At 61.9% G+C, this 19324-nt stretch carries 19 protein-coding genes; 3 read left to right on the plus strand and 16 right to left on the minus strand.

What is annotated here, in order from left to right; genetic code table 11:
- Positions 1–61 precede the first annotated feature (61 nt).
- Entirely contained in the window at positions 62–877 is an 816-nt protein-coding gene (mazG, locus tag GTW25_RS06420; RefSeq protein WP_252911127.1) for a nucleoside triphosphate pyrophosphohydrolase, read from the plus strand.
- Between the two features lie 55 nt (positions 878–932).
- Here the strand turns inward: mazG and hflX are convergent, their stop codons facing one another.
- The 9 genes from hflX to dusB form a co-directional block, all read right to left on the minus strand.
- Positions 933–2252 carry a GTPase HflX gene (gene hflX, locus GTW25_RS06425; RefSeq protein WP_252911432.1) on the minus strand — a complete coding sequence of 440 codons (1320 nt, stop codon included), beginning with the start codon at positions 2250–2252 and terminating at the stop codon, positions 933–935.
- 63 nt (positions 2253–2315) lie between these two features.
- Positions 2316–2564: an RNA chaperone Hfq gene (gene hfq, locus GTW25_RS06430; protein ID WP_024585735.1), complete on the minus strand. Its 249-nt coding sequence runs from the start codon at positions 2562–2564 to the stop codon at positions 2316–2318.
- Positions 2565–2755: 191 nt separating this feature from the next.
- Positions 2756–3619, minus strand: a complete 864-nt coding sequence (locus GTW25_RS06435; protein WP_252911128.1) for a D-amino-acid transaminase — start codon at positions 3617–3619, stop codon at positions 2756–2758.
- Between the two features lie 8 nt (positions 3620–3627).
- On the minus strand, positions 3628–5004 hold the full coding sequence (gene trkA, locus GTW25_RS06440) for a Trk system potassium transporter TrkA (RefSeq protein WP_252911129.1): 1377 nt from the start codon (positions 5002–5004) through the stop codon (positions 3628–3630).
- Positions 5005–5032: 28 nt separating this feature from the next.
- Complete coding sequence (gene ntrX, locus GTW25_RS06445; protein WP_252911130.1) at positions 5033–6394, minus strand: nitrogen assimilation response regulator NtrX; 1362 nt, start codon at positions 6392–6394, stop codon at positions 5033–5035.
- A complete protein-coding gene (locus GTW25_RS06450) occupies positions 6384–8660 on the minus strand; it encodes a sensor histidine kinase NtrY-like (protein WP_252911131.1) in 2277 nt (758 codons plus the stop codon). The genes ntrX and GTW25_RS06450 overlap by 11 nt, the downstream gene beginning before the upstream one ends.
- Before the next feature lie 93 nt (positions 8661–8753).
- The gene (ntrC, locus tag GTW25_RS06455) at positions 8754–10211 is read right to left on the minus strand and encodes a nitrogen regulation protein NR(I) (protein WP_252911132.1); all 1458 of its coding nucleotides are present in this window, start codon (positions 10209–10211) and stop codon (positions 8754–8756) included.
- Positions 10208–11332, minus strand: coding sequence for a two-component system sensor histidine kinase NtrB (locus tag GTW25_RS06460; RefSeq protein WP_252911133.1), 1125 nt, complete (start codon positions 11330–11332; stop codon positions 10208–10210). The genes ntrC and GTW25_RS06460 overlap by 4 nt, the downstream gene beginning before the upstream one ends.
- Positions 11329–12342 (minus strand): tRNA dihydrouridine synthase DusB, encoded by a 1014-nt coding sequence (dusB, locus tag GTW25_RS06465; protein ID WP_252911134.1) that lies wholly within the window; start codon positions 12340–12342, stop codon positions 11329–11331. Before dusB ends, GTW25_RS06460 begins: the two co-directional genes overlap by 4 nt.
- A gap of 133 nt (positions 12343–12475) precedes the next feature.
- Here dusB and GTW25_RS06470 point away from each other — a divergent pair, with 133 nt between their 5' ends.
- A complete protein-coding gene (locus GTW25_RS06470; RefSeq protein WP_252911135.1) occupies positions 12476–13678 on the plus strand; it encodes a bifunctional 2-C-methyl-D-erythritol 4-phosphate cytidylyltransferase/2-C-methyl-D-erythritol 2,4-cyclodiphosphate synthase in 1203 nt (400 codons plus the stop codon).
- Positions 13679–13680: 2 nt separating this feature from the next.
- Positions 13681–14166: a CinA family protein gene (locus GTW25_RS06475; protein ID WP_252911434.1), complete on the plus strand. Its 486-nt coding sequence runs from the start codon at positions 13681–13683 to the stop codon at positions 14164–14166.
- Here GTW25_RS06475 and GTW25_RS06480 read toward each other — a convergent pair.
- The 7 genes from GTW25_RS06480 to GTW25_RS06510 all read right to left on the minus strand — a co-directional run bounded on the left by GTW25_RS06480 (position 14158) and on the right by GTW25_RS06510 (position 19279).
- Positions 14158–14616, minus strand: coding sequence for a type II toxin-antitoxin system RatA family toxin (locus GTW25_RS06480; protein ID WP_252911136.1), 459 nt, complete (start codon positions 14614–14616; stop codon positions 14158–14160). The genes GTW25_RS06475 and GTW25_RS06480 overlap by 9 nt on opposite strands.
- A gap of 10 nt (positions 14617–14626) precedes the next feature.
- Entirely contained in the window at positions 14627–15169 is a 543-nt protein-coding gene (locus tag GTW25_RS06485; protein ID WP_252911137.1) for an AAA family ATPase, read from the minus strand.
- Between the two features lie 19 nt (positions 15170–15188).
- Complete coding sequence (lipA, locus tag GTW25_RS06490) at positions 15189–16151, minus strand: lipoyl synthase (RefSeq protein WP_252911138.1); 963 nt, start codon at positions 16149–16151, stop codon at positions 15189–15191.
- Positions 16152–16272: 121 nt separating this feature from the next.
- Positions 16273–16527 carry a GlsB/YeaQ/YmgE family stress response membrane protein gene (locus tag GTW25_RS06495; RefSeq protein WP_252911139.1) on the minus strand — a complete coding sequence of 85 codons (255 nt, stop codon included), beginning with the start codon at positions 16525–16527 and terminating at the stop codon, positions 16273–16275.
- A gap of 89 nt (positions 16528–16616) precedes the next feature.
- Complete coding sequence (lpdA, locus tag GTW25_RS06500; RefSeq protein WP_252911140.1) at positions 16617–18065, minus strand: dihydrolipoyl dehydrogenase; 1449 nt, start codon at positions 18063–18065, stop codon at positions 16617–16619.
- A 9-nt stretch (positions 18066–18074) separates the two neighbouring features.
- Positions 18075–18716, minus strand: coding sequence for an SGNH/GDSL hydrolase family protein (locus GTW25_RS06505; RefSeq protein ID WP_252911141.1), 642 nt, complete (start codon positions 18714–18716; stop codon positions 18075–18077).
- Positions 18713–19279: an HdeD family acid-resistance protein gene (locus tag GTW25_RS06510; RefSeq protein WP_252911142.1), complete on the minus strand. Its 567-nt coding sequence runs from the start codon at positions 19277–19279 to the stop codon at positions 18713–18715. The genes GTW25_RS06505 and GTW25_RS06510 overlap by 4 nt, the downstream gene beginning before the upstream one ends.
- Between the last annotated feature and the right edge of the window lie 45 nt (positions 19280–19324).

Raw genomic sequence — 19324 nt, forward strand, 5'->3', positions numbered from 1 at the left:
CGTTGGCGAGCAAGCGCCGGGGCTTGTATCAAGAGCCTGAAATCGCAATGCAGGACATAAGATGCAGCCCTCCCGCGACATATCCCGCCTCCTGGAAATCATGGCAGCGCTTCGCGATCCGCAGACCGGCTGTCCGTGGGACGTCGAACAGGATTTCGCGTCCATCGCCCCCTACACGATCGAGGAAGCCTACGAGGTTTCCGACGCGATCGAGCGCGGCGACCTCACCGATCTGCGCGACGAGCTCGGCGACCTGCTGCTTCAGGTGGTCTTTCATGCGCGCATGGCGGAAGAACGAAAAGCGTTCGCTTTCGCCGACGTGGTCGAGGCGATCACGACGAAAATGATCCGCCGTCATCCGCATGTCTTCGGGCCTGAAGAGGCGCGCGGCGCCAAAATGGCGAAAGGCATGTGGGAGACGATCAAGGCCGAGGAACGCGCGGAAAAGAAGGCCGAGCGCGAAGCGCGCGGCATCATGACGGCAGAGCATGGCTATCTGGACGACGTGCCGGTCGGCCATGCCGCGCTGACGCGGGCGCTGAAATTGCAGGAGCGCGCCGCGCGCGTCGGCTTCGACTGGAAGGAGCCCGGCCCGATCCTCGACAAGATTTCCGAAGAGGTGGACGAATTGCGCGCCGCGCTCGACGCCGGCGAAACGGCCGCGATCAAGGATGAATTCGGTGACGTGCTCTTCGCGCTCGTCAATCTCGGCCGGCATCTGGGCATCGACGCCGAGGCGGCCTTGCGCGGGACGAACGACAAGTTCCGCCAGCGCTTCCACCACGTCGAAAAAGCCGTCACCGAGATCGGCTCGAGCCTCGAAGACGCGACGCTGGACCAGATGGAAACGCATTGGCAAGCGGCAAAGCGTCTTTGAGCATTTTGTCGCCAGCCGAAATCGGCTGGCGTCGCACGAATGCGGCCATAGAACGCTATTCGTCTGCTGACGGCCGGCGCTGGCCGATTTCGCTGATGATGGCGGCGGGTGCGCGGACGGTCAGCGCGACCGAGCCATCCTCCCGATCCTCGCGCGCGATGACGGAGCCGTTGCGGTAGACCCAGTCGATCCGTGTTCCTTCATGCGGGCCGAAGACGAACTCTTTCTCATCGAGCGCGCCAGAGATGCGTGCCTCGACCACGGCGAGCAGGTGATCGACACCCTCGCCCGAGATGGCCGAAATCAGCACCGGACCTTCATCGGCCTGCTCGCGCGGAAAATTGCCTCGTGCCTGCTCGTTCAGGAGGTCAATCTTATTCCACACTTCCAGAACGTGATGGCTGTCGCCCGCCTCGACGCCGAGGTCCGAAAGAATGCGCACGACATCAGCAGCCTGCGCCGCCGTATCGGGGTCGGAAATGTCGCGCACATGAAGGACGAGATCGGCTTCGACCACTTCCTCGAGCGTCGCGCGGAAGGCAGCGACGAGATGTGTCGGCAGGTCTGAAATGAACCCGACCGTATCGGACAGGATGACGACGGTGCCATGCGGCAACCGCACGCGCCGCAAGGTCGGGTCCAGGGTGGCGAAGAGCATGTCTTCGGCCAGAACCTCGGACCCTGTCAGCCGGTTGAAAAGCGTCGACTTGCCGGCATTGGTGTAGCCGACGATCGCGACGACCGGATACGGAACCTTGCGCCTTTTGGCGCGGTGAAGGTCGCGCGTGCGCCGTACCGTTTCAAGTTCGCGCTTCAGCCGCGTGATCTTTTCCTGAAGCATGCGCCGGTCGGCTTCGATCTGCGTTTCACCGGGGCCGCCGAGAAAACCCGCTCCGCCGCGCTGGCGCTCAAGGTGCGTCCAGGAGCGCACGAGACGGCCGCGCTGATAGTTGAGGTGGGCAAGATCGACCTGCAGCACGCCTTCCTTGGTGCGCGCGCGCCGCCCGAAGATTTCGAGGATGATGCCGGTACGGTCGAGAACCTTCGCGTTCCACGCCTTTTCCAGATTGCGCTGCTGAACGGGCGTCAGCGGATGATCGACGACGACGAGGTCCGCTTCGCTCGCCTTGATGCGTTCGCCGATTTCCTCGACCTTGCCGGTACCGATCAGCGTTGCCGGACGCGGGTCCGCGACGGTGACGATTTCGCGGTCGGCGATGTCGAGATCGATGGCAAGCGCGAGACCGACGGCCTCTTCGAGGCGGGCTTCGGGGCTGCGCTGGATCGCCGATGCGCCGGCATTGTCGTCCGCTGCGCGTTGCGCTTTCGTCAAGACGGGCACGATGACGACCGCGCGCGTGGGAACGGCGCGCAAATCCTCGTCCGCCGCAGTGCCGCTGCGGCGTGGTTTACGTCCTTCGGAGTCCGATGCGCTCAATCAGCCGTCCCGGCCGTTCTCTTCGCCTTCGAACATCTGCACGGGCTGGCTCGGCATGATGGTCGAAATCGCATGCTTGTAGACAAGCTGCGAATGACCGTCCCGGCGCAACAGCACGCAGAAATTGTCGAAGGACGTCACGACGCCGGTCAATTTGACGCCGTTGATCAGAAAAATCGTGAGAGGATTCTTGCTCTTGCGTACGGAGTTAAGAAACAGATCCTGAAGGTTTTGCGTACGTTCCGCCATTGTTTTATTTCTTTCGCAGATCCGCCGAGGCGTTTCGTTGTTATGGCCACACCGTTCGCCATCCAGGTTCGCCCACCCGGAAGCTGAAGTGCCGAAGCGCCAAGATAATGGGCTCTTTCCGAACGCACAACCGGCCTGAAAAGCCTGTCGAAACTGAAAAGAGAACGCCCCGGCCCCCGTGGGATTGGTTATCAGCCGGCAGTTTTCTCTGCAACGTCAAAAAAGGCCTTGCGAAGCGAAAGCGCAGTGGAGCCGGGATGACTATTGGCGACCGAATGGCCGTCGATCGCCACGACCGGCATGACAATCGTGGACGCAGCCGTAATGAACGCTTCGCGCGCGCTGCGCGCTTCCTCCACCGAAAAGCCGCGTTCCTCGACATCGAGACCGAGCTTTTGCGCGACCTTCATCACGGTCGCGCGCGTAATCCCCTTCAAGATGCCGCTTTCGGCGGGACGCGTCACGAGCTTCCCGTCCTTCGTAACGATCCAGGCATTGGTCGCCGCCCCTTCCTTGACCGTGCCGTCCGGGTCGACGAACCAGGCTTCCTGTGCTCCGGCCTCGCGCGCCTGCTGGCGTGCCAATACGTTGGGAAGGAGGCCGACCGATTTGATGTCCACGCGTTCCCACCGGTTTTCCGGCACGGTGATGACGTTGATACCCGCCTCGGCACGCTTGTCGGCCGCCGCCGGATTGCCCTTCTTGGCGGTGACGACCAGTGCCGATTTGACCGGAACCGTCGGAAAGAAATGATCGCGCGGGGCGACGCCGCGCGTCACCTGGATATAGACCAGTCCGTTCGCGACCCCATTGCGTGCGATCACTTCGCGCATGACAGTCTGGAGCGCTGCACGCGACATCGGCCACGATATGCGAAGTTCGCGCAGCGACCGGTCGAGCCGGTCGAGATGCGGCTCCATGTCGATGATGAACCCGCGCGAGATCTCGCACACCTCGTAGACGCCGTCGGCGAACTGGTAGCCACGATCTTCCACATGGACCACTGCGTTGCGATGCGGGAGATAACGGCCATTGACGTAAGCGATCTTGGGCATGGATGGTCCTAGAAGAATTCGAGACTGACGCGAAAGAGATGTTCGACCTGTTTGACCGCCTTGGCCATGACGAACATGACGATCCGATCCTTGGGTTTGATGCGAAGCGAACCGCTCGGCGACAGCACCTTTCCGTCGCGATAGATCGCGCCGATCCGGATGCCGTCAGGCAAATCGAGTTCACGCAATTCGTGGCCGACAAGCGTCGAGGTTTCAAGAGCTTCTGCCTCGATGACTTCTGCCGTATCTTTTTCGATCGAATGGACGGCACGGATGCGTCCGCGCCGCACATGCTGGAGTATCCGCGAGATCGTCGCCGTGCGCGGGTTCACATGCGCATCGATCCCCAGCATGTCGGTGAAGTCGTGATAGGTCGGATTGTTGATCAGAACCAGATTCGACTTGCAGCCGAGACGCTTGGCCAGCACAGAGGAAAGAATATTGACCTGATCGTCATTGGTGAGCGCGACCATCAGGTCCGCATCGGCGATGTCGGTCTCCATCAGCAGCTTTTGATCGAGCGCGCTGCCGTTGAGCACGATCGTGCGTCGCAGATTTTCCGCAACCTCGACGGCGCGCTCCCTCGACGCCTCGATGATGCGCACGCGTGTACGGTTCTGACGCTCCTCGATCCGCCGCGCCACATAGAGCCCGACATTGCCGCCTCCGGCGATGACGATGCGCGTTGCCTCCTGCTCCTCATGCCCGAACAGGCTGAGCGTCCGGCGCACCTGTTCTTTCGTGGACACGACATAGGCGAGATCGCCCGCAAGGAGTTGGTCGGCCGAGCGAGGAATGAACAATCGCCCCTGCCTCGAAACCCCGACAACGGTCGACATCAGGTCAGGAAAAAGATCGGTCAGTTGCAACAGCGGCGTGTTGATGATCGGGCAATCGTCAAGGCACTCGATCGCCACCATGACGATCCGGTCATCGGCGAAGCGGACGATTTCGGTGGCGCCGGGAATCTCGATTCGGCGCAGAACCGTCTCGGCAACCTCGCGTTCGGGAGAGATGACGACATCGATGGGAAGATGCTCGCGCGCGAAAAGATCGCGATAATGCGGTTGCAGATAGGACTGGGAGCGGATGCGCGCGATCTTGGTGGGCACGTTGAAGAGTGCGTGCGCAACCTCGCACGCGACCATGTTGACCTCGTCGTGGAGCGTCACGGCGATCAACATGTCGGCATCCTGCGCACCGGCTGCCGCCAGCACTTCCGGATGCGAACCCTGCCCGACAAAACCGCGCGCATCCAGATTGTCGCGTACGTTCTGGATACGAACGGCCGATGTATCGATGAGCGATACGTCGTTATGTTCGGCCACCAGGCGCTCGGCGATGCCATAGCCCACCTGCCCCGCCCCGCAGATGATCACCCGCATGCGATCTTTCCCCCGCTCGCGCCAGCCATCAAACGCCGAGTGACTTCAGCTTGCGATGCAGCGCGGAACGCTCCATGCCGATGAACTCGGCCGTGCGCGAGATATTGCCGCCGAAACGGTTGATCTGCGCCAGAAGATATTCCTTTTCGAAAAGCTCGCGCGCCTCGCGCAGCGGCAGCGCCATGATGTGCTGGTCCGACTGCGTCGGCGTGCGTGGCATCACGTCGCCGATCTCCGATGGCAGAAGGTCGGCTGTGATCGGCTTGTCCTCTTCCCCGTCGCGCGACAGGATCATCAATCGTTCGATGTTGTTTTTCAGTTGGCGCAGGTTCCCGGGCCAGTTATGCGCCTGCAAAACCGCCATGGCGTCATTTCCGATCCGGCGAATGCGGATACCCGCATGCTGGGCCGTCTGGCGCATGAAGTGATCGACCAGAAGCGGGATGTCATCGCGGCGCTCGGCCAGCGGCGGCACGATCACCGGCACGACCGCAAGCCGGTGGTAGAGATCCTGCCGGAAACGCCCCTGCGCGATCTGGTCCTCCAGATTGTAGGCCGTGGACGAGATGATCCGCACATCCACCTTCACGCGCTTGGTGCCGCCGACACGCTCGAATTGCTGCTCGACGAGAACGCGCAAGATCTTGGCCTGCGTCTCGCGCGGCATGTCCGCCACCTCGTCGAGATAGAGAATGCCGCCATGCGCCTGTTCGAGCGCGCCCACCTTGCGCTCCGAACCGTTCGCCTCGGTGCCGAAAAGCTCGATCTCCATGCGCTCGGGCGTGATCGCAGCGGAATTGACGGCCACGAATGGACCGCCCTTGCGCGATGAGGACGAGTGGATCGCGCGAGCCACCAGTTCCTTGCCCGATCCGGACGGGCCGATGATCATGATACGGCTGTTCGTCGGTGCGACGCGCTCGATCGTCTGGCGAAGCTGGGCCATCGCACTCGACATGCCGATCAGGTCGAAACTGTCGCCCGACCGCTTCTTGAGGTCGGAGACCTCGCGCCTGAGCTTCGACGTTTCCAGCGCACGCTCGGCGATAAGCACGAGCCTGTCGGCCTTGAACGGCTTTTCGATAAAGTCGTAGGCACCCTTGCGGATCGCGGAGACGGCCGTTTCGATCGTTCCGTGACCCGATATCATGACGACCGGCAGGTCGGGATAAAGGGTCTTGATCGCATCGAGCAGTTCCAGCCCGTCCAGCTTCGATCCCTGCAACCAGATATCGAGGAAAACCAGCCGCGGCACACGATCCGCAATCGCAGCGAGCGCGCTGTCGCTGTCGAAGGCCGTGCGGGTTTCGTGGCCTTCATCCGAAAGAATGCCCGAGACGATCTCACGGATATCCTCTTCGTCATCGACAATCAGAATATCAGACGCCATCTGCCACCTTTTCAGTCTCGGGCCCGGTCTGTGCCATGGCCTCTTGCTTGTCCCCCAGGGGGAATATCATGCGCACCCGCGCACCGACGCCGTCGTGAAACGAAGCCGGCGCGTCCAGAAGTTCGAGCGTACCGCCATGGTCCTCGACAATCTTCTTGACGATGGCAAGGCCAAGGCCCGTGCCTTTCTCGCGCGTCGTCATATAGGGCTCGAGAAGCCGTTGACGATTCTCCTTCGGCAATCCTTTGCCATTGTCGATGACCTCGACGACGACATTGTCGCCCGAACGCGCGCAGCGAACGAGAATTTCCCCTGGACGGCCGGTATCGGCCTGCGCCTGTTCGATGGCCTCGGATGCGTTCTTGACGATGTTGCCGAACGCCTGCGCCAAAAGCCGGCTGTCGAACCGGCCCATGAGCGGCTCGCTGCCGAATTCGCGCCGGAACGCGATATCCGAGCGGCTGACCTCGACCAGAAACGATGCCTCGCGCAGGGGCTCGCGAATGTCGACCATCTGCATGTCGGGCTTGGGCATCCGCGCGAAGGCGGAGAATTCGTCCACCATGCGCCCGATATCGCCGACCTGCCGGATGATCGTTTCGGTGCACTGGTCGAAGACTTCGCGATCTTCCGTGATGACCTTGCCATAGCGCCGGCGAATGCGTTCGGCCGAGAGCTGGATCGGGGTCAGCGGATTCTTGATCTCGTGCGCGATCCGGCGCGCGACATCGGCCCATGCTGAGGAGCGCTGCGCCTGGACGAGATCGGTGATGTCGTCGACGGTCACCACATAGGAGCGGCCGCCCTTGCGCACCGAACTCTGCTCCGTGGTGATCTGGACGTTGAACGTTCGTTCCGCTCCGGCCCGCACGGCGACGACCTGCTCGCGATAGACGGGACGGCCAAGCTCGCGCCCCTTTTCGAAGACGCTGCCGATCTGCGGCAATGCCTGTGCGAGGCTTTTACCCACCAGCGCCTTCGCCGGTAGGGACAGCATCTTCTCCGCCGAGCGGTTGACAATGGCCACGTCGCCTTTGGGATCGACACCGATGACGCCGGCGGACACGCCTGACAGCACGGCCTCGGAGAAACGACGGCGTTCGTCCATGACGTTTCTGGCGCGCACGAGCTGGTTGCGCTGCGTTTTCAACTGCTGGATCATCTTGTTGAACGTGTCGCCCAGCGATCCGACATCGCCGTCGGTGCGCTTTACCGGCACCGACACATCCAGATTGCCGGTCGCAACCTCGTCGGCCGCACCGATCAATTGACGGATCGGCCGAACGATGCGATCCGCCACCGCGATGCCGGTCCAAATCGCCGCAAGCACAACGATCAGCGTCACGCCGAGATAAAGAATCGCGAAGGCAAGCTGCGTCGTGACGCGGTTCTGCTCCAGCCCGCGGTATTCTTCCGTATTGGCGCGCACGATCTGGCGCGCGCGGATCACCTGCGGATCGAGCTCGCGTATGGTGAAGAGATAGGCATCGTCGATTTCCTGCAGCCTGATGATGGCGCCGACGATGTTGCGTACGCGCGGCTCGATCAAAAGCGGCTCGCCCTGCGAAGCCAGTTCGACCCACTCTGCAGGAACTTCCGGCAAGGAGATGCCCGAAGGCGAATCGGCCTGGAGAATCACGGAGCCGTCGGGCCGGATCAACGCCGCCTGCGCCAGCGCGCGACCGCGCACATGATTCGTCATCAATTGACGAAAGCCAGTCCTGTCCAGTTGGTAGAGCGTGCGGGCCTGGTCGAGATCGAACGCCATCGACAAGGTCGTTCCCTGCAGGCTGCGCCCGTTCTCCTGCACATAGGCTTCCGCGATCGACAGCGAGGAAGAAACGATCGCGCGGGTTCGCAGCTCGAACCAGCGATCGAGCCCGATATCGAGCGTTACCGACGCGACGATGGCAACGAGTATTGCGGGGATCGCGGCGACCAACGAAAACATCGCCACGATGCGCACATGCAGCCGCGAGGCGGCCTTTCCCCGACGCCGCGCCTGATAGATGCGGTTGATTTCGACGCCGATCAGGGCAAGCAGAAGGAGCGTGAACCCCATATTGATCGCGATGAGGACAAGCGTATTGGCCGCGTCGGGCGCGATCGGCGTAAGGCCGAGAAGGATGGCGAATGAAACCGCGGCAGAGACGAGCGCGCATACCACGCCGACGATGCCGAAGATCAGGCCCAGTCGCCGCCCGTCGAAGGCGCGGCTGGAAGTCCCCGTCAATGCGTCGTCAGATGCGGTGGTCTGTATCGTCATCGTGCCCAAAGGTGCCCGTCAGCGATGAGTCTATGCATCGCATTGTGGCCATTGTGCAACATTTTTGACGATGGCAGAAGTATTGGCTTCTTTTCAGCCTTTTGCGCCGCGATAGACGTTCACGCCAAGCTCGCGAATTTTCTTGCGCAAGGTGTTGCGGTTGAGCCCGAGAAGCTCGGCCGCCTTGATCTGGTTTCCGCGCGTCGCCGTCATCGAGGCCAGCACCAGCGGATACTCCACCTCGGTCAAAATGCGGTGGTAGAGGCCGGGCGGCGGAAGTTCGGTACCGAAACTGGAGAAATAGCGCTGCAAATGCATCTCGACGGCCTGCGAGATCGTAAGCTCTTCGCCATGCGCTGCCCCACCCCCGATGCCTTCGGCCGCCTGCGCCGTCTGCAACTCGCTTTCGATGATATCCGCGCCGATGTCGTCCTGTGGATAAAGCGCGGCCAGCCGGCGCACCAGATTTTCAAGCTCGCGCACATTGCCGGGCCAGGGGTAGCGCTTCATCAGGTCGATGCCGGCGGGAGCGATGCGCTTGGTCTGAAGCCCTTCCGCTTCACCCTGCTTGAAGAAATGACGCACCAGATCAGGGACATCCTCGGCGCGCTCGCGCAATGCGGGCAGGCGCAGGGGAACGACGTTAAGGCGATAAAAGAGGTCCTCGCGGAAAAGGCCCTGATTGATGAGCGTGCGCAGATCCTTGTTGGTCGCAGCCACGATCCGAACATCCGTGCGGATCGGCGTCCGCCCGCCGACGGTCGTGTACTCGCCCTGCTGAAGCACGCGCAAAAGGCGCGTCTGCGCTTCCATCGGCATGTCGCCGATCTCGTCGAGGAAGAGCGTGCCGCCCTCCGCCTGCTCGAATCGACCGGACGAACGGTTCTGCGCGCCGGTGAAGGCGCCCTTCTCGTGGCCGAAAAGCTCCGATTCGATCAGGTCGCGCGGGATGGCGGCCATATTGATCGCGACGAACGGGCCGTTGCGGCGGCGGCCATATTCATGAAGCGCCCGTGCGACGAGTTCCTTGCCGGTGCCCGATTCGCCCGAGATCATAACCGTCAGATCGGTCTGCATCATGCGCGCCAGCATCCGGTAGATGTCCTGCATGGCGGCGGAACGGCCGACGAGCGGCATGGATTCCGGCTGATCGTCGGCATGCACGCTGCTTTTCATGCGCTTCGGCTCCGACAGCGCGCGCGTGACGATCTGCAAAAGCTCGGTCAGGTCGAACGGCTTCGGCAGATATTCGTACGCGCCCGTCTCCGATGCCCGTATCGCGGTCATGAACGTGTTCTGCGCACTCATGACCACCACGGGCAGGTCGGGCCGCGCCTTCTTGATGCGCGGCAGCATGTCGAAGGCGTTCTCGTCCGGCATCACGACATCGGTGATGACGAGATCGCCCTCGCCCGCCGCGATCCAGCGCCACAGCGTCGAGGCATTGGACGTCACGCGTACTTCATGGCCGACGCGCGACAGCGCCTGGTTGAGAACGGTGCGGATCGCCGCGTCGTCGTCGGCGACGAGAATATTACCGCGCACGGTCATGCTGAGTGCTCCTCGTCATCGATGGTCTTGCCGCCGATGGGTTTCTTCCAGGTTGGCATGAGAATGCGGAACGTGGTGCCGCGGGACGATGAATCGCATTCGATGACGCCGCCGTGCTCGCCGACGATCTTGGCGACGAGCGCAAGGCCGAGGCCCGAGCCGTTCTGCTTGGTCGTGATGAACGGATCGAACAGGATCGACTTGATGTCGTCGGAAACACCCGGCCCGTTGTCATGCACGCAAAATTCCAGCGGCAGCGAGATCCGATCCCGCGTGCCCGGCATGCCGATACGCATTCCCGGCCGGAAGGCAGTCGACAAAGTGATCTCGCCGGATGGTTCGTTTCCAATGGCTTCAGCGGAGTTCTTCACCAGATTGAGGAAGACCTGGATCAATTGATCGCGATTGCCGAACACAGGCGGCAGCGACGGATCGTAGTCCTCGATGATCCTGACACGGCTGGCAAAACCGTTGCGCGCGATCGCCTTGACGTGATCGAGGACCACATGGATGTTGACGGGCTGGCGCTCGATCGGTCGTTCGTCGGAAAATATCTCCATGCGATCGACAAGCGAGACGATACGATCGGTTTCGTCGGTGATCAGGCGGGTCAGCGCCCGGTCCTCATCGCCGACCGCCGTTTCCAGAAGCTGCGCAGCGCCGCGAATTCCCGACAGCGGATTCTTGATCTCGTGCGCCAGCATCGCCGCCAGACCCGTCACCGACCGCGCGGCGCCGCGATGCGTCATCTGGCGATCGATCTTGTCGGCCATCGAACGTTCCTGGAACATGACGACGACGGCGCCGGGCAGTTCGGCAATCGGCGAAGCGTGAAGATCGACAAGCCGGTCCGTGCCGAGGCGCGGCGAGGAAATGTCGACGCGATATTCGTTGAAGGGCGCGCGGCGCTCGCGAACCTGCTCGATCAGCGTAACGAGCGGGCTGCCGAAGGGGACGAAACGCTCGATCGGGTCGCGGGCCAGCATCGCGGCGCTGGAACGGAAGAAATCCTCGGCCTCGGCATTGGCGAACGCGATGTGCCCCGCCTCATCGACCAGGATGACCGGGTGGCGGATTGCATTCAGGATCATGATCGACGAGTTGATGGCAGCCTGGCTCATGCCGCCACCGCCAGCGGCTGCGCCGCGAACGCTTCGCCCAGATGGACGATCACCTCGGCCGGGTCGAGCCCGGTCATGATCACTCTGCGCATCTCCGGATCGGTATGCGGAACATGCCGGTCGAGATACCAGCCGAGATGCTTGCGCGCATGGCGCAGGCCCTGCCCGACGCCGTAAAGCGACAGCATGTCCTCGTAATGCGCAATGACGTAGGGCGAAAAATCGTTGCCGACCGGCACGCCCCGCGCGGGTGCTCCGCCCGCGGCAGCGACGATCAAGGCGGCGGTCCATGGTGCGCCGTAATGTCCGCGCCCGACCATGACCGCGTCCGCGCCCGAAAGCGCCAACGCACGCGCGGCGACCCTGGCATCCACGATATCGCCGTTGACGACGACGGGTACGGACACCGTCTCTTTCACGGCCCGGATTGCGGCCCAGTCCGCCTCGCCCTTGTAGAATTGCTCGCGCGTGCGGCCATGGACCGTGATCATGGCCACGCCAGCAGCATCCGCGCGGCGCGCGATCTCAGGCGCGTTGATGCAATCCGCATCCCAACCCAGCCGCATCTTGACCGTCACCGGCACGTCAACGGCATCGACGACGGCTTCGATCAGGGACAGCGCATGATCCGGCTCGCGCATCAGCGCCGAGCCGCAATAACCGCCCGTCACCTTCTTGGCCGGACAGCCCATATTGATGTCGATGATGTCCGCACCCTGGCCCGCAGCGATCCGCGCGCCCTCCGCCATCCAGTGCGCATCGCGACCTGCAAGCTGGACCACATGGGTCGCCACATCAGGGCGGCGGATGCGCCGTTCCGATTCTGCACGGCCGCGTGCGAGTTCACCGCTTGCGACCATTTCGGAAACCACCATGCCCGCGCCATGCCGAAGCGCACGACGGCGCATCGGCTCGTCTGTCACGCCTGAAAGCGGCGCGAGGAAAACGCGGTTGGGCACGACGACGCCCCCGATGGACAGGGGCTTCGAGAGGTCGCTGAATTCGGCCATGCTTAAAAACCCGGCACAATTTTATTCTTGCTTATCCAATAGCCATTTTGGCTGATGGCCGCAACAACTATGCTCATAATATCTGGCATTTCAGCCATGCACTGATAGATGTGCTCTTGTTCAGGGAGCGCGCATGAAAAAGATGAAAATCGCCGCGATCATCGTCGCGGCAGGCCGGGGCGAGCGGGCCGGAGATCCGGCGGATGGGCCGAAGCAATACAGGCATATCGGCGGCGAAGCCGTCCTGCGGCACACGCTGCGCACCTTCCTCCATCACCCGGATATCGACGTCGTCGCAATTGCCATCCACCCCGACGACGAGCAGCTTTTCCGTGAAGCGGCGGGAGAATTCGCCGACCGCGTCCTCGTGGTCGTCGGCGGCGCGACACGCCAGGCTTCGACATGGAACGCCCTGCAGGAACTGGCCGCCCACGCGCCGGATGCCGTGCTCGTCCATGATGGCGTCCGGCCCTTTGCCGACGCCGCGCTGATCGCGCGCGTCGTCACCGGCATCGATGCGCGTACGGGCAGCCTTCCCGCGCTCGCCGTTTCGGACACGCTCAAGGAAGCATCGCCGGAGGGTCTCGTCGCCCGGACAGTTCCCCGCGCCGGGCTCTTCGGCGCACAGACGCCACAGGGTTTTCCCTTTGCGCTTTTGCATCTGGCACATGCGCGTGCCGCCGGCGAAGGCCGCGACGATTTCACCGACGATGCGTCGATCGCCGAATGGGCGGGCATTCCAGTCCGGCTCGTGGAAGGATCGCCCGACAACATCAAGCTGACCTGGGCGCGCGACATCGCCAGTGCCGACGAGAAGATGAGGAAAACGGTGGCCATGTTCCCAGATATCCGCACCGGAAACGGCTATGACGTTCACTCGTTCGAGCCCGGCGACGCGGTTATCCTGTGCGGCGTCGCCATCCCGTATGACCGCAAGCTTTCGGGCCACTCGGACGCGGATGTCGGCCTCCACGCCTTGACCGACGCACTTCTGGCAACGTGCGGCGCGGGCGACATCGGCACCCATTTTCCGCCCTCCGATCTGCAATGGAAGGGTGCCGCATCGCATATCTTCGTGGAAGAAGCCGTTCGCATCGTGCGTGCGAAAAAGGGCCGCATCGCCAATGCCGACATCACGCTTATCTGTGAATCGCCCCGGATCGGCCCATATAGGGATGCTATGACGAAAAAACTCGTCGCCATGCTCGGCATCTCGGCCGACCGGGTTTCGGTGAAGGCGACGACGAACGAGAAACTCGGCTTCGTTGGGCGCGGCGAAGGCATTGCCGCGATCGCCACCGCCACCGTCGCCTATCCAGGAGGTTTGCCCGAATGATGATGAGTGTAGTGCCCGAACTCGCCCAGGATTTCCTAGACGCCTGCAAGCGCAAGGGTATACTCGCCACGACAGCCGAATCGTGCACCGGCGGCCAGATCATCGCGCTCCTGACCGATATTCCCGGCGCCTCCAAAATGGTCGATTGCGGCTTCGTTACCTATTCGAACGACGCCAAGCAGACCATGCTGGGCGTGAGCCCGGCAACGCTCGACGCGCATGGCGCCGTTTCGGCACAAACGGCCCGCGAGATGGCCGAAGGCGCGCTGGCGAACTCGAAAGCGAATATCGCGCTGGCAGTGACCGGCATCGCCGGCCCCGATGGCGGCACGGAGGAGAAGCCAGTGGGTCTCGTCTTTTTCGCGGTCGCGGTAAAAGGCCAGCCGACGCGCGTCGAAAAGCGCGAATTCGAAGACAATGGCCGCGATCATATCCGCAACGAGACGGTCCGCACCGCGCTCGTCATGGGAATTTCGGCGCTAGGCTGACGCTTCCGAATAGACTTTATCGGCACGCTTTTCGAACGCTTCGGCAAACATGCGAAACGCCCGGTCGAACATCGTGCCCATCATGGCGCCGAGAATGCGGCTCTTGAACTCGTAATCGATGAAGAAGTTGATTGTCGTTCCGCCATCGGGCAGCGCCTCAAAGCGCCACTGATTATCGAGATAACGGAACGGCCCGTCGACATAGGAAACGTCGATCGCGTTTTCCTTCGGCTTCAGAACGACATTGCTGGTAAAGGTCTCGCGCAGCGCCTTGTAGCCGACAGTCATGTCCGCGACGAGCAGCGTCATGTCCCCCCGCTCTTTGCGCGAGCGCACGGAAAGCGCTTCGCACATCGGCAGGAATTCGGGATATCGCTCGACATCGGCCACCAGCGCGAACATCTGCTCGGGCGAATGCTTGACGACTCGTTTTGTCTCGAACTGAGGCATGGAAAAAGCGCTACACTTCCGTTTCGATGCGAGCAAGAAGCGCTCGGACTTCCGATGGATTTCGCAACACGACGATGGGCAAATCGACCCCATACTTGTTGAGCCCGTCTATAATTTCCGGTTTTTCCGTGCGCTCGAAATTCCAGATGTAGCGCAGGAATTCCAGATCGATCTTCTCGGGGCAGCCGTCGGTCATCTCAGGCCGGCTTTTACCTGCATAGAGGATGCGCCGCTTGACGATCCGCCAAAGACACATGAGGCGCGATATGCGCAGCCAGATCACCATGTCGGCCCGTGGAAGCCTGACATGCAGCGTGCCGGGACTGGTTCCGTCCATGATCCACCGATCGTGTGCTACGGCATCGGTAATCATGCGCTTTATCTTGGTGCGGTCGCGCAGCTTCCAGCCGGGAAGCCAGAAGAATTCACGGTCCATGGAGATGTAAGGCAGCCCAAGCCGCGTCGACAGCGAGCGTGAAAGCGTCGATTTGCCCGCTCCTGCGCAACCGATCACCAATATCCGCCGCGCATTTCGGATCAGCGTGTCATCCATGCCGTTGGATCGGGACGGCTCAGGCGGCAGCTAACTTGGCGGCGCGGGCATCGCGAAGCCGCGCGAAGTCATCGCCTGCATGGTGCGAGGAGCGCGTCAGCGGGCTCGACGCGACCATCAGGAAGCCCTTGGAATAGGCGACCTTCTCGAACGATTTGAACTCGTCGGGCGTGACGAACTTCTTGACGGCGTGGTGCTTTTTCGACGGTGCCAGATACTGGCCGATCGTGATGAAATCGACATCGGCCGAGCGAAGATCGTCCATCAGTTGCAGGACTTCGTTCCGCTCTTCGCCGAGGCCGACCATGATGCCCGACTTGGTGAAGATCTCGGGATCGATCTCCTTGACCTGCTGCAAGAGCCGGATCGAGTGGAAATAGCGCGCACCGGGGCGAACCGTCAGGTAGTTCGACGGGACGGTTTCCAGATTGTGATTGAAGACGTCGGGCTTCGCCGCGACCACGATTTCCAGAGCGCCCTTCTTGCGCAGGAAGTCGGGCGTGAGGATTTCAATCGTCGTGCCGGGTGCGGATTCGCGAATGGCATAAATGACTTCTGCGAAATGCTGCGCGCCGCCATCGGAAAGATCGTCACGATCAACGGATGTGATGACAACGTGGTTCAGGCCCATTTGCGCGACCGCGCGGCCGACGCTTGCCGGCTCGTTTGGATCGAGCGGCATCGGAATGCCTGTGGCGACGTTGCAGAATGCACAGGCACGCGTGCAGATTTCGCCCATGATCATGAACGTCGCGTGCTTCTTGTCCCAGCATTCACCGATATTCGGGCAGCCGGCTTCCTCGCACACGGTCACGAGCTTGTTCGACTTTACGATCTCGCGCGTTTCGAGGTAGCCCTTGGAAACCGGGGCCTTCACCCTGATCCATTCAGGCTTGCGCAACACCTCCTGATCCGGCTTGTGTGCCTTCTCGGGGTGGCGCGGACGCGGGCGACTGAGTGTGTTGTCGAGAACGGTGACCATGAATGCTCCGGTGCGAATTTCCGCCGGTTTCGTCACCTTATTCTATAGGCACTTGCGCACAAAAATGTAAGGCCGCCATGGAACATGGCGGCCTTGCAAATATGCTTGCTTGATAGACTGACTACCGTCGTATCGCCCTTGCGATCGCGATGAGCAGACACGCACCGATGAAACCGACGATCAGATAGATCAGGATGCCGGTACCGGTATAGATGCCGAGAACGCTCAAAAGGAAGTTGAGGAAGGCGGCGCCGATGATGCCGAGAATGATGTTCATGAAGATGCCCATATTGGACTTCATGAACTGCTCGGCGAGCCAGCCTGCTATGCCGCCCACGATGATTGCCCCTAGCAGGCCCATTCCATTGAGATCCATTCCGCCGTCTCCTGATGATTTGCGGTAAATTCACCAGAAGAACGCGAAATGTCGCACCCGGTTCCAGACCAGCTTCCGAAATCGCTAAATTAGGCGTTGAGCGCGCGTCCGTAGGCGTCGAGTACGCTTTCCTTCATCATCTCCGACAAGGTCGGGTGCGGGAAGACGGTATGCATCAACTCTTCCTCGGTGGTCTCGAGGTTCATCGCGACGACGAAGCCCTGGATCAGTTCGGTCACTTCCGCGCCCACCATGTGCGCGCCAAGGAGTTCGCCGGTCTTCTTGTCGAAGATGGTCTTGATCAGGCCCTGATCCTCCCCGAGCGCAATGGCCTTGCCGTTGGCGGCGAAGGAGAAGCGGCCGACGCGGATGTCGCGCCCTGCTTCCTTGGCTTTCGCCTCGGTCAGGCCGACGGATGCAACCTGCGGATGGCAATAGGTGCAGCCGGGAATCTTGCCCTTGTCGAGCGCGTGAACGCCTTTGACGCCGGCGATCTTCTCGATGCAGATGACGCCTTCGTGCTCCGCCTTGTGAGCAAGCATCGGCGCGCCGGCAACGTCGCCGATCGCGTAGATCCCCTCGACATTCGTCTTCCCGTAGCCGTCCACGACCACGGTGCCGCGCTCGACCTTGACGCCGACATCCTCGATGCCGAGATTCTCGACATTGCCCTGCACGCCAACTGCCGAAATCAGCCGGTCGGCGGTGATTTTCTGGGTCTTGCCATCTTTCGTCTCGACATGCGCCGTGACGGAATTTCCCGATTTTTCGACCTTCGACACCTTGGCTTCGAGCAGGAATTTCATGCCCTGCTTTTCAAGCTGCTTTTGCGCGAGCTTCGAAATCTCGGCATCCTCGACCGGCATGATCTGCGGCAGAAGTTCGACGACGGTCACGTCCGCGCCCATCGAACGGTAGAAAGACGCGAATTCGATGCCGATCGCTCCCGACCCCATGACGATCAGGGATTTCGGCATTTCTTGCGGCACCATGGCCTCGAAATAGGTCCAGATCAGTTTGCCATCCGGCTCGATGCCCGGCAGCACGCGCGGGCGCGCGCCAGTCGCGACGATGATATGCTTGGCCGAATAGGTACCCTCGCCCTTGGTGCCCTTGGGCGCAGGGTGCTGCGGCTCCATCGGCTTCTTGGACGTCTTCGACACGACGACCTTGCCGCCCTTGGCGAGCTTCGCCTCGCCCCAGATCACGTCGACCTTGTTCTTCTTCATCAGGAAGCCAACGCCGCCATTCAGCCGGGCCGACACGCCGCGCGAGCGCTCGACGACCGCCTTCACATCCGCTTTGACCTCGCCGGAAATCGACAGGCCGTAATCCTTCGCATGCTCGGCATAGTGCTTGATTTCCGCCGAGCGCAGCAGCGCCTTGGTCGGAATGCACCCCCAGTTGAGGCAGATACCGCCGAGATGCTCGCGCTCCACGATCGCCGTTTTGAGGCCAAGCTGCGCCGAACGAACGGCGGTCACGTAGCCCCCTGGGCCCGATCCGATGATGATGACGTCGTAGTCGGTCTCGGCCATTTCAGTCTCCTAAAGTCCCAGCATCATGCGCACGGCGGGTTCGATTCCGCGCCCGATGGCACGCGTGTTCGCGGCGTCGAGATGGACGCCATCTGTGGGCGATGTCTCCGCCACCGAGCCGGCATCGAAGAAACCGCAGCCCCACTCGTCCGCAAGGTCGGCATAAAAGCTCGCCAGCATCTTCGACTGTTCTACGCCGCCTGCGAACATTGCGCTGTATTCGACGTTCGCTGTCTCGCAAAGCGGCGGCGGCGCGACGATCAGCACTTCCGGCGGCGTCGCCGCGCCATCGCGAAATGCGTTGATGCGCAGCATTTCTACCAGCCGGCGCATGCCCTGCATGGCGGCGAGCGCGGTTCCCGCGATCGCCGGCTTCATGTCGTTGGAGCCGAGAAGGAGGATGACGAGATCGATCGGCGCGTGCGTATAGGCGATGGTGGGAAGCAACCGCGCGCCGTTGCGGTCGCAATCGGCCAGATGCTCGTCGAACGCCGTCGTGCGTCCGCGAAGTCCTTCCACGATCACCTGAACATCCGGCCCGAGCGCCTTTTGCAGCACGGTCGGCCAGCGGTCCTCATAGGCGTGGCGTCCGCCGGTTTCGGCGTCCGAGCCCCATGTCAGCGAATCGCCGTAGCAAAGAACAGTCTTCAAAGCGTGCGGCCTCCATTTGCCGCAAAACCTTTGAGACCCAACGCAACGACGCCGAAGAAGACACCATTGGAGATGAGTTCGACGGCAAGCAGGATGCCGAGAACCGACGTCGCGGCCCACTGAAAGTCCGAAAAGATCAGGATGCCGAGGACGATCGACAAAAGGCCAGAAACAAGCGCCCAGGCCCAGCCCGCGACGGGCCGTAGCGAGGCTGCGTACATCGCCTTAACACCGCCGAGAACGATGAGCAGAACCCCGACCAGCGTGGTCAGCGAGACCAGCCCGGCGGCCGGGTTATAAAGGAGCGAGAAACCGACGACGCAGGCAAGCGCGCCGACCAGCAAAGACCAGGTGAAGCCTCCCCAACCTTCGAACTGGAAGGAGTGGGCAAGCTTGAGCACGCCGAACAGGATGAACGTCCAGCCGGCGATGAAGACGGCCGCAATGCTCGCCTCAAGCGGATTGAGCAAAGCGAATACGCCGCCGGCCAGGGAAACGATGGCGAGAACCGCCATCCATATCCACGAATTGCGCAGGCGTTTGCGATAAACAGTTTCCGACATGACGCATTCCCCTCTCAAGGAGCAATTTCAAGAGATTATCGTCCT

Origin of the sequence: Aliihoeflea aestuarii (genome assembly GCF_024105665.1) — a bacterium.
Lineage (GTDB): Bacteria > Pseudomonadota > Alphaproteobacteria > Rhizobiales > Rhizobiaceae > Aliihoeflea > Aliihoeflea aestuarii.

Excerpts from the sequence above, each read along its gene's own strand:
- hfq (WP_024585735.1), bottom strand. The coding sequence starts at position 2,564 with ATGGCGGAACGTACGCAAAACCTTCAGGATCTGTTTCTTAACTCCGTA.
- ntrX (WP_252911130.1), bottom strand. The coding sequence starts at position 6,394 with ATGGCGTCTGATATTCTGATTGTCGATGACGAAGAGGATATCCGTGAG.
- lpdA (WP_252911140.1), bottom strand. The coding sequence starts at position 18,065 with ATGGCCGAGACCGACTACGACGTCATCATCATCGGATCGGGCCCAGGG.
- GTW25_RS06480 (WP_252911136.1), bottom strand. The coding sequence starts at position 14,616 with ATGCCTCAGTTCGAGACAAAACGAGTCGTCAAGCATTCGCCCGAGCAG.
- trkA (WP_252911129.1), bottom strand. The coding sequence starts at position 5,004 with ATGCGGGTGATCATCTGCGGGGCGGGGCAGGTGGGCTATGGCATCGCC.
- mazG (WP_252911127.1), top strand. The coding sequence starts at position 62 with ATGCAGCCCTCCCGCGACATATCCCGCCTCCTGGAAATCATGGCAGCG.
- GTW25_RS06485 (WP_252911137.1), bottom strand. The coding sequence starts at position 15,169 with ATGGATGACACGCTGATCCGAAATGCGCGGCGGATATTGGTGATCGGT.
- ntrC (WP_252911132.1), bottom strand. The coding sequence starts at position 10,211 with ATGACCGTGCGCGGTAATATTCTCGTCGCCGACGACGACGCGGCGATC.
- lipA (WP_252911138.1), bottom strand. The coding sequence starts at position 16,151 with ATGGTCACCGTTCTCGACAACACACTCAGTCGCCCGCGTCCGCGCCAC.
- GTW25_RS06475 (WP_252911434.1), top strand. The coding sequence starts at position 13,681 with ATGAGTGTAGTGCCCGAACTCGCCCAGGATTTCCTAGACGCCTGCAAG.
- GTW25_RS06470 (WP_252911135.1), top strand. The coding sequence starts at position 12,476 with ATGAAAAAGATGAAAATCGCCGCGATCATCGTCGCGGCAGGCCGGGGC.
- GTW25_RS06495 (WP_252911139.1), bottom strand. The coding sequence starts at position 16,527 with ATGGATCTCAATGGAATGGGCCTGCTAGGGGCAATCATCGTGGGCGGC.
- GTW25_RS06460 (WP_252911133.1), bottom strand. The coding sequence starts at position 11,332 with ATGAGCCAGGCTGCCATCAACTCGTCGATCATGATCCTGAATGCAATC.
- GTW25_RS06435 (WP_252911128.1), bottom strand. The coding sequence starts at position 3,619 with ATGCCCAAGATCGCTTACGTCAATGGCCGTTATCTCCCGCATCGCAAC.
- GTW25_RS06450 (WP_252911131.1), bottom strand. The coding sequence starts at position 8,660 with ATGACGATACAGACCACCGCATCTGACGACGCATTGACGGGGACTTCC.
- GTW25_RS06510 (WP_252911142.1), bottom strand. The coding sequence starts at position 19,279 with ATGTCGGAAACTGTTTATCGCAAACGCCTGCGCAATTCGTGGATATGG.
- dusB (WP_252911134.1), bottom strand. The coding sequence starts at position 12,342 with ATGGCCGAATTCAGCGACCTCTCGAAGCCCCTGTCCATCGGGGGCGTC.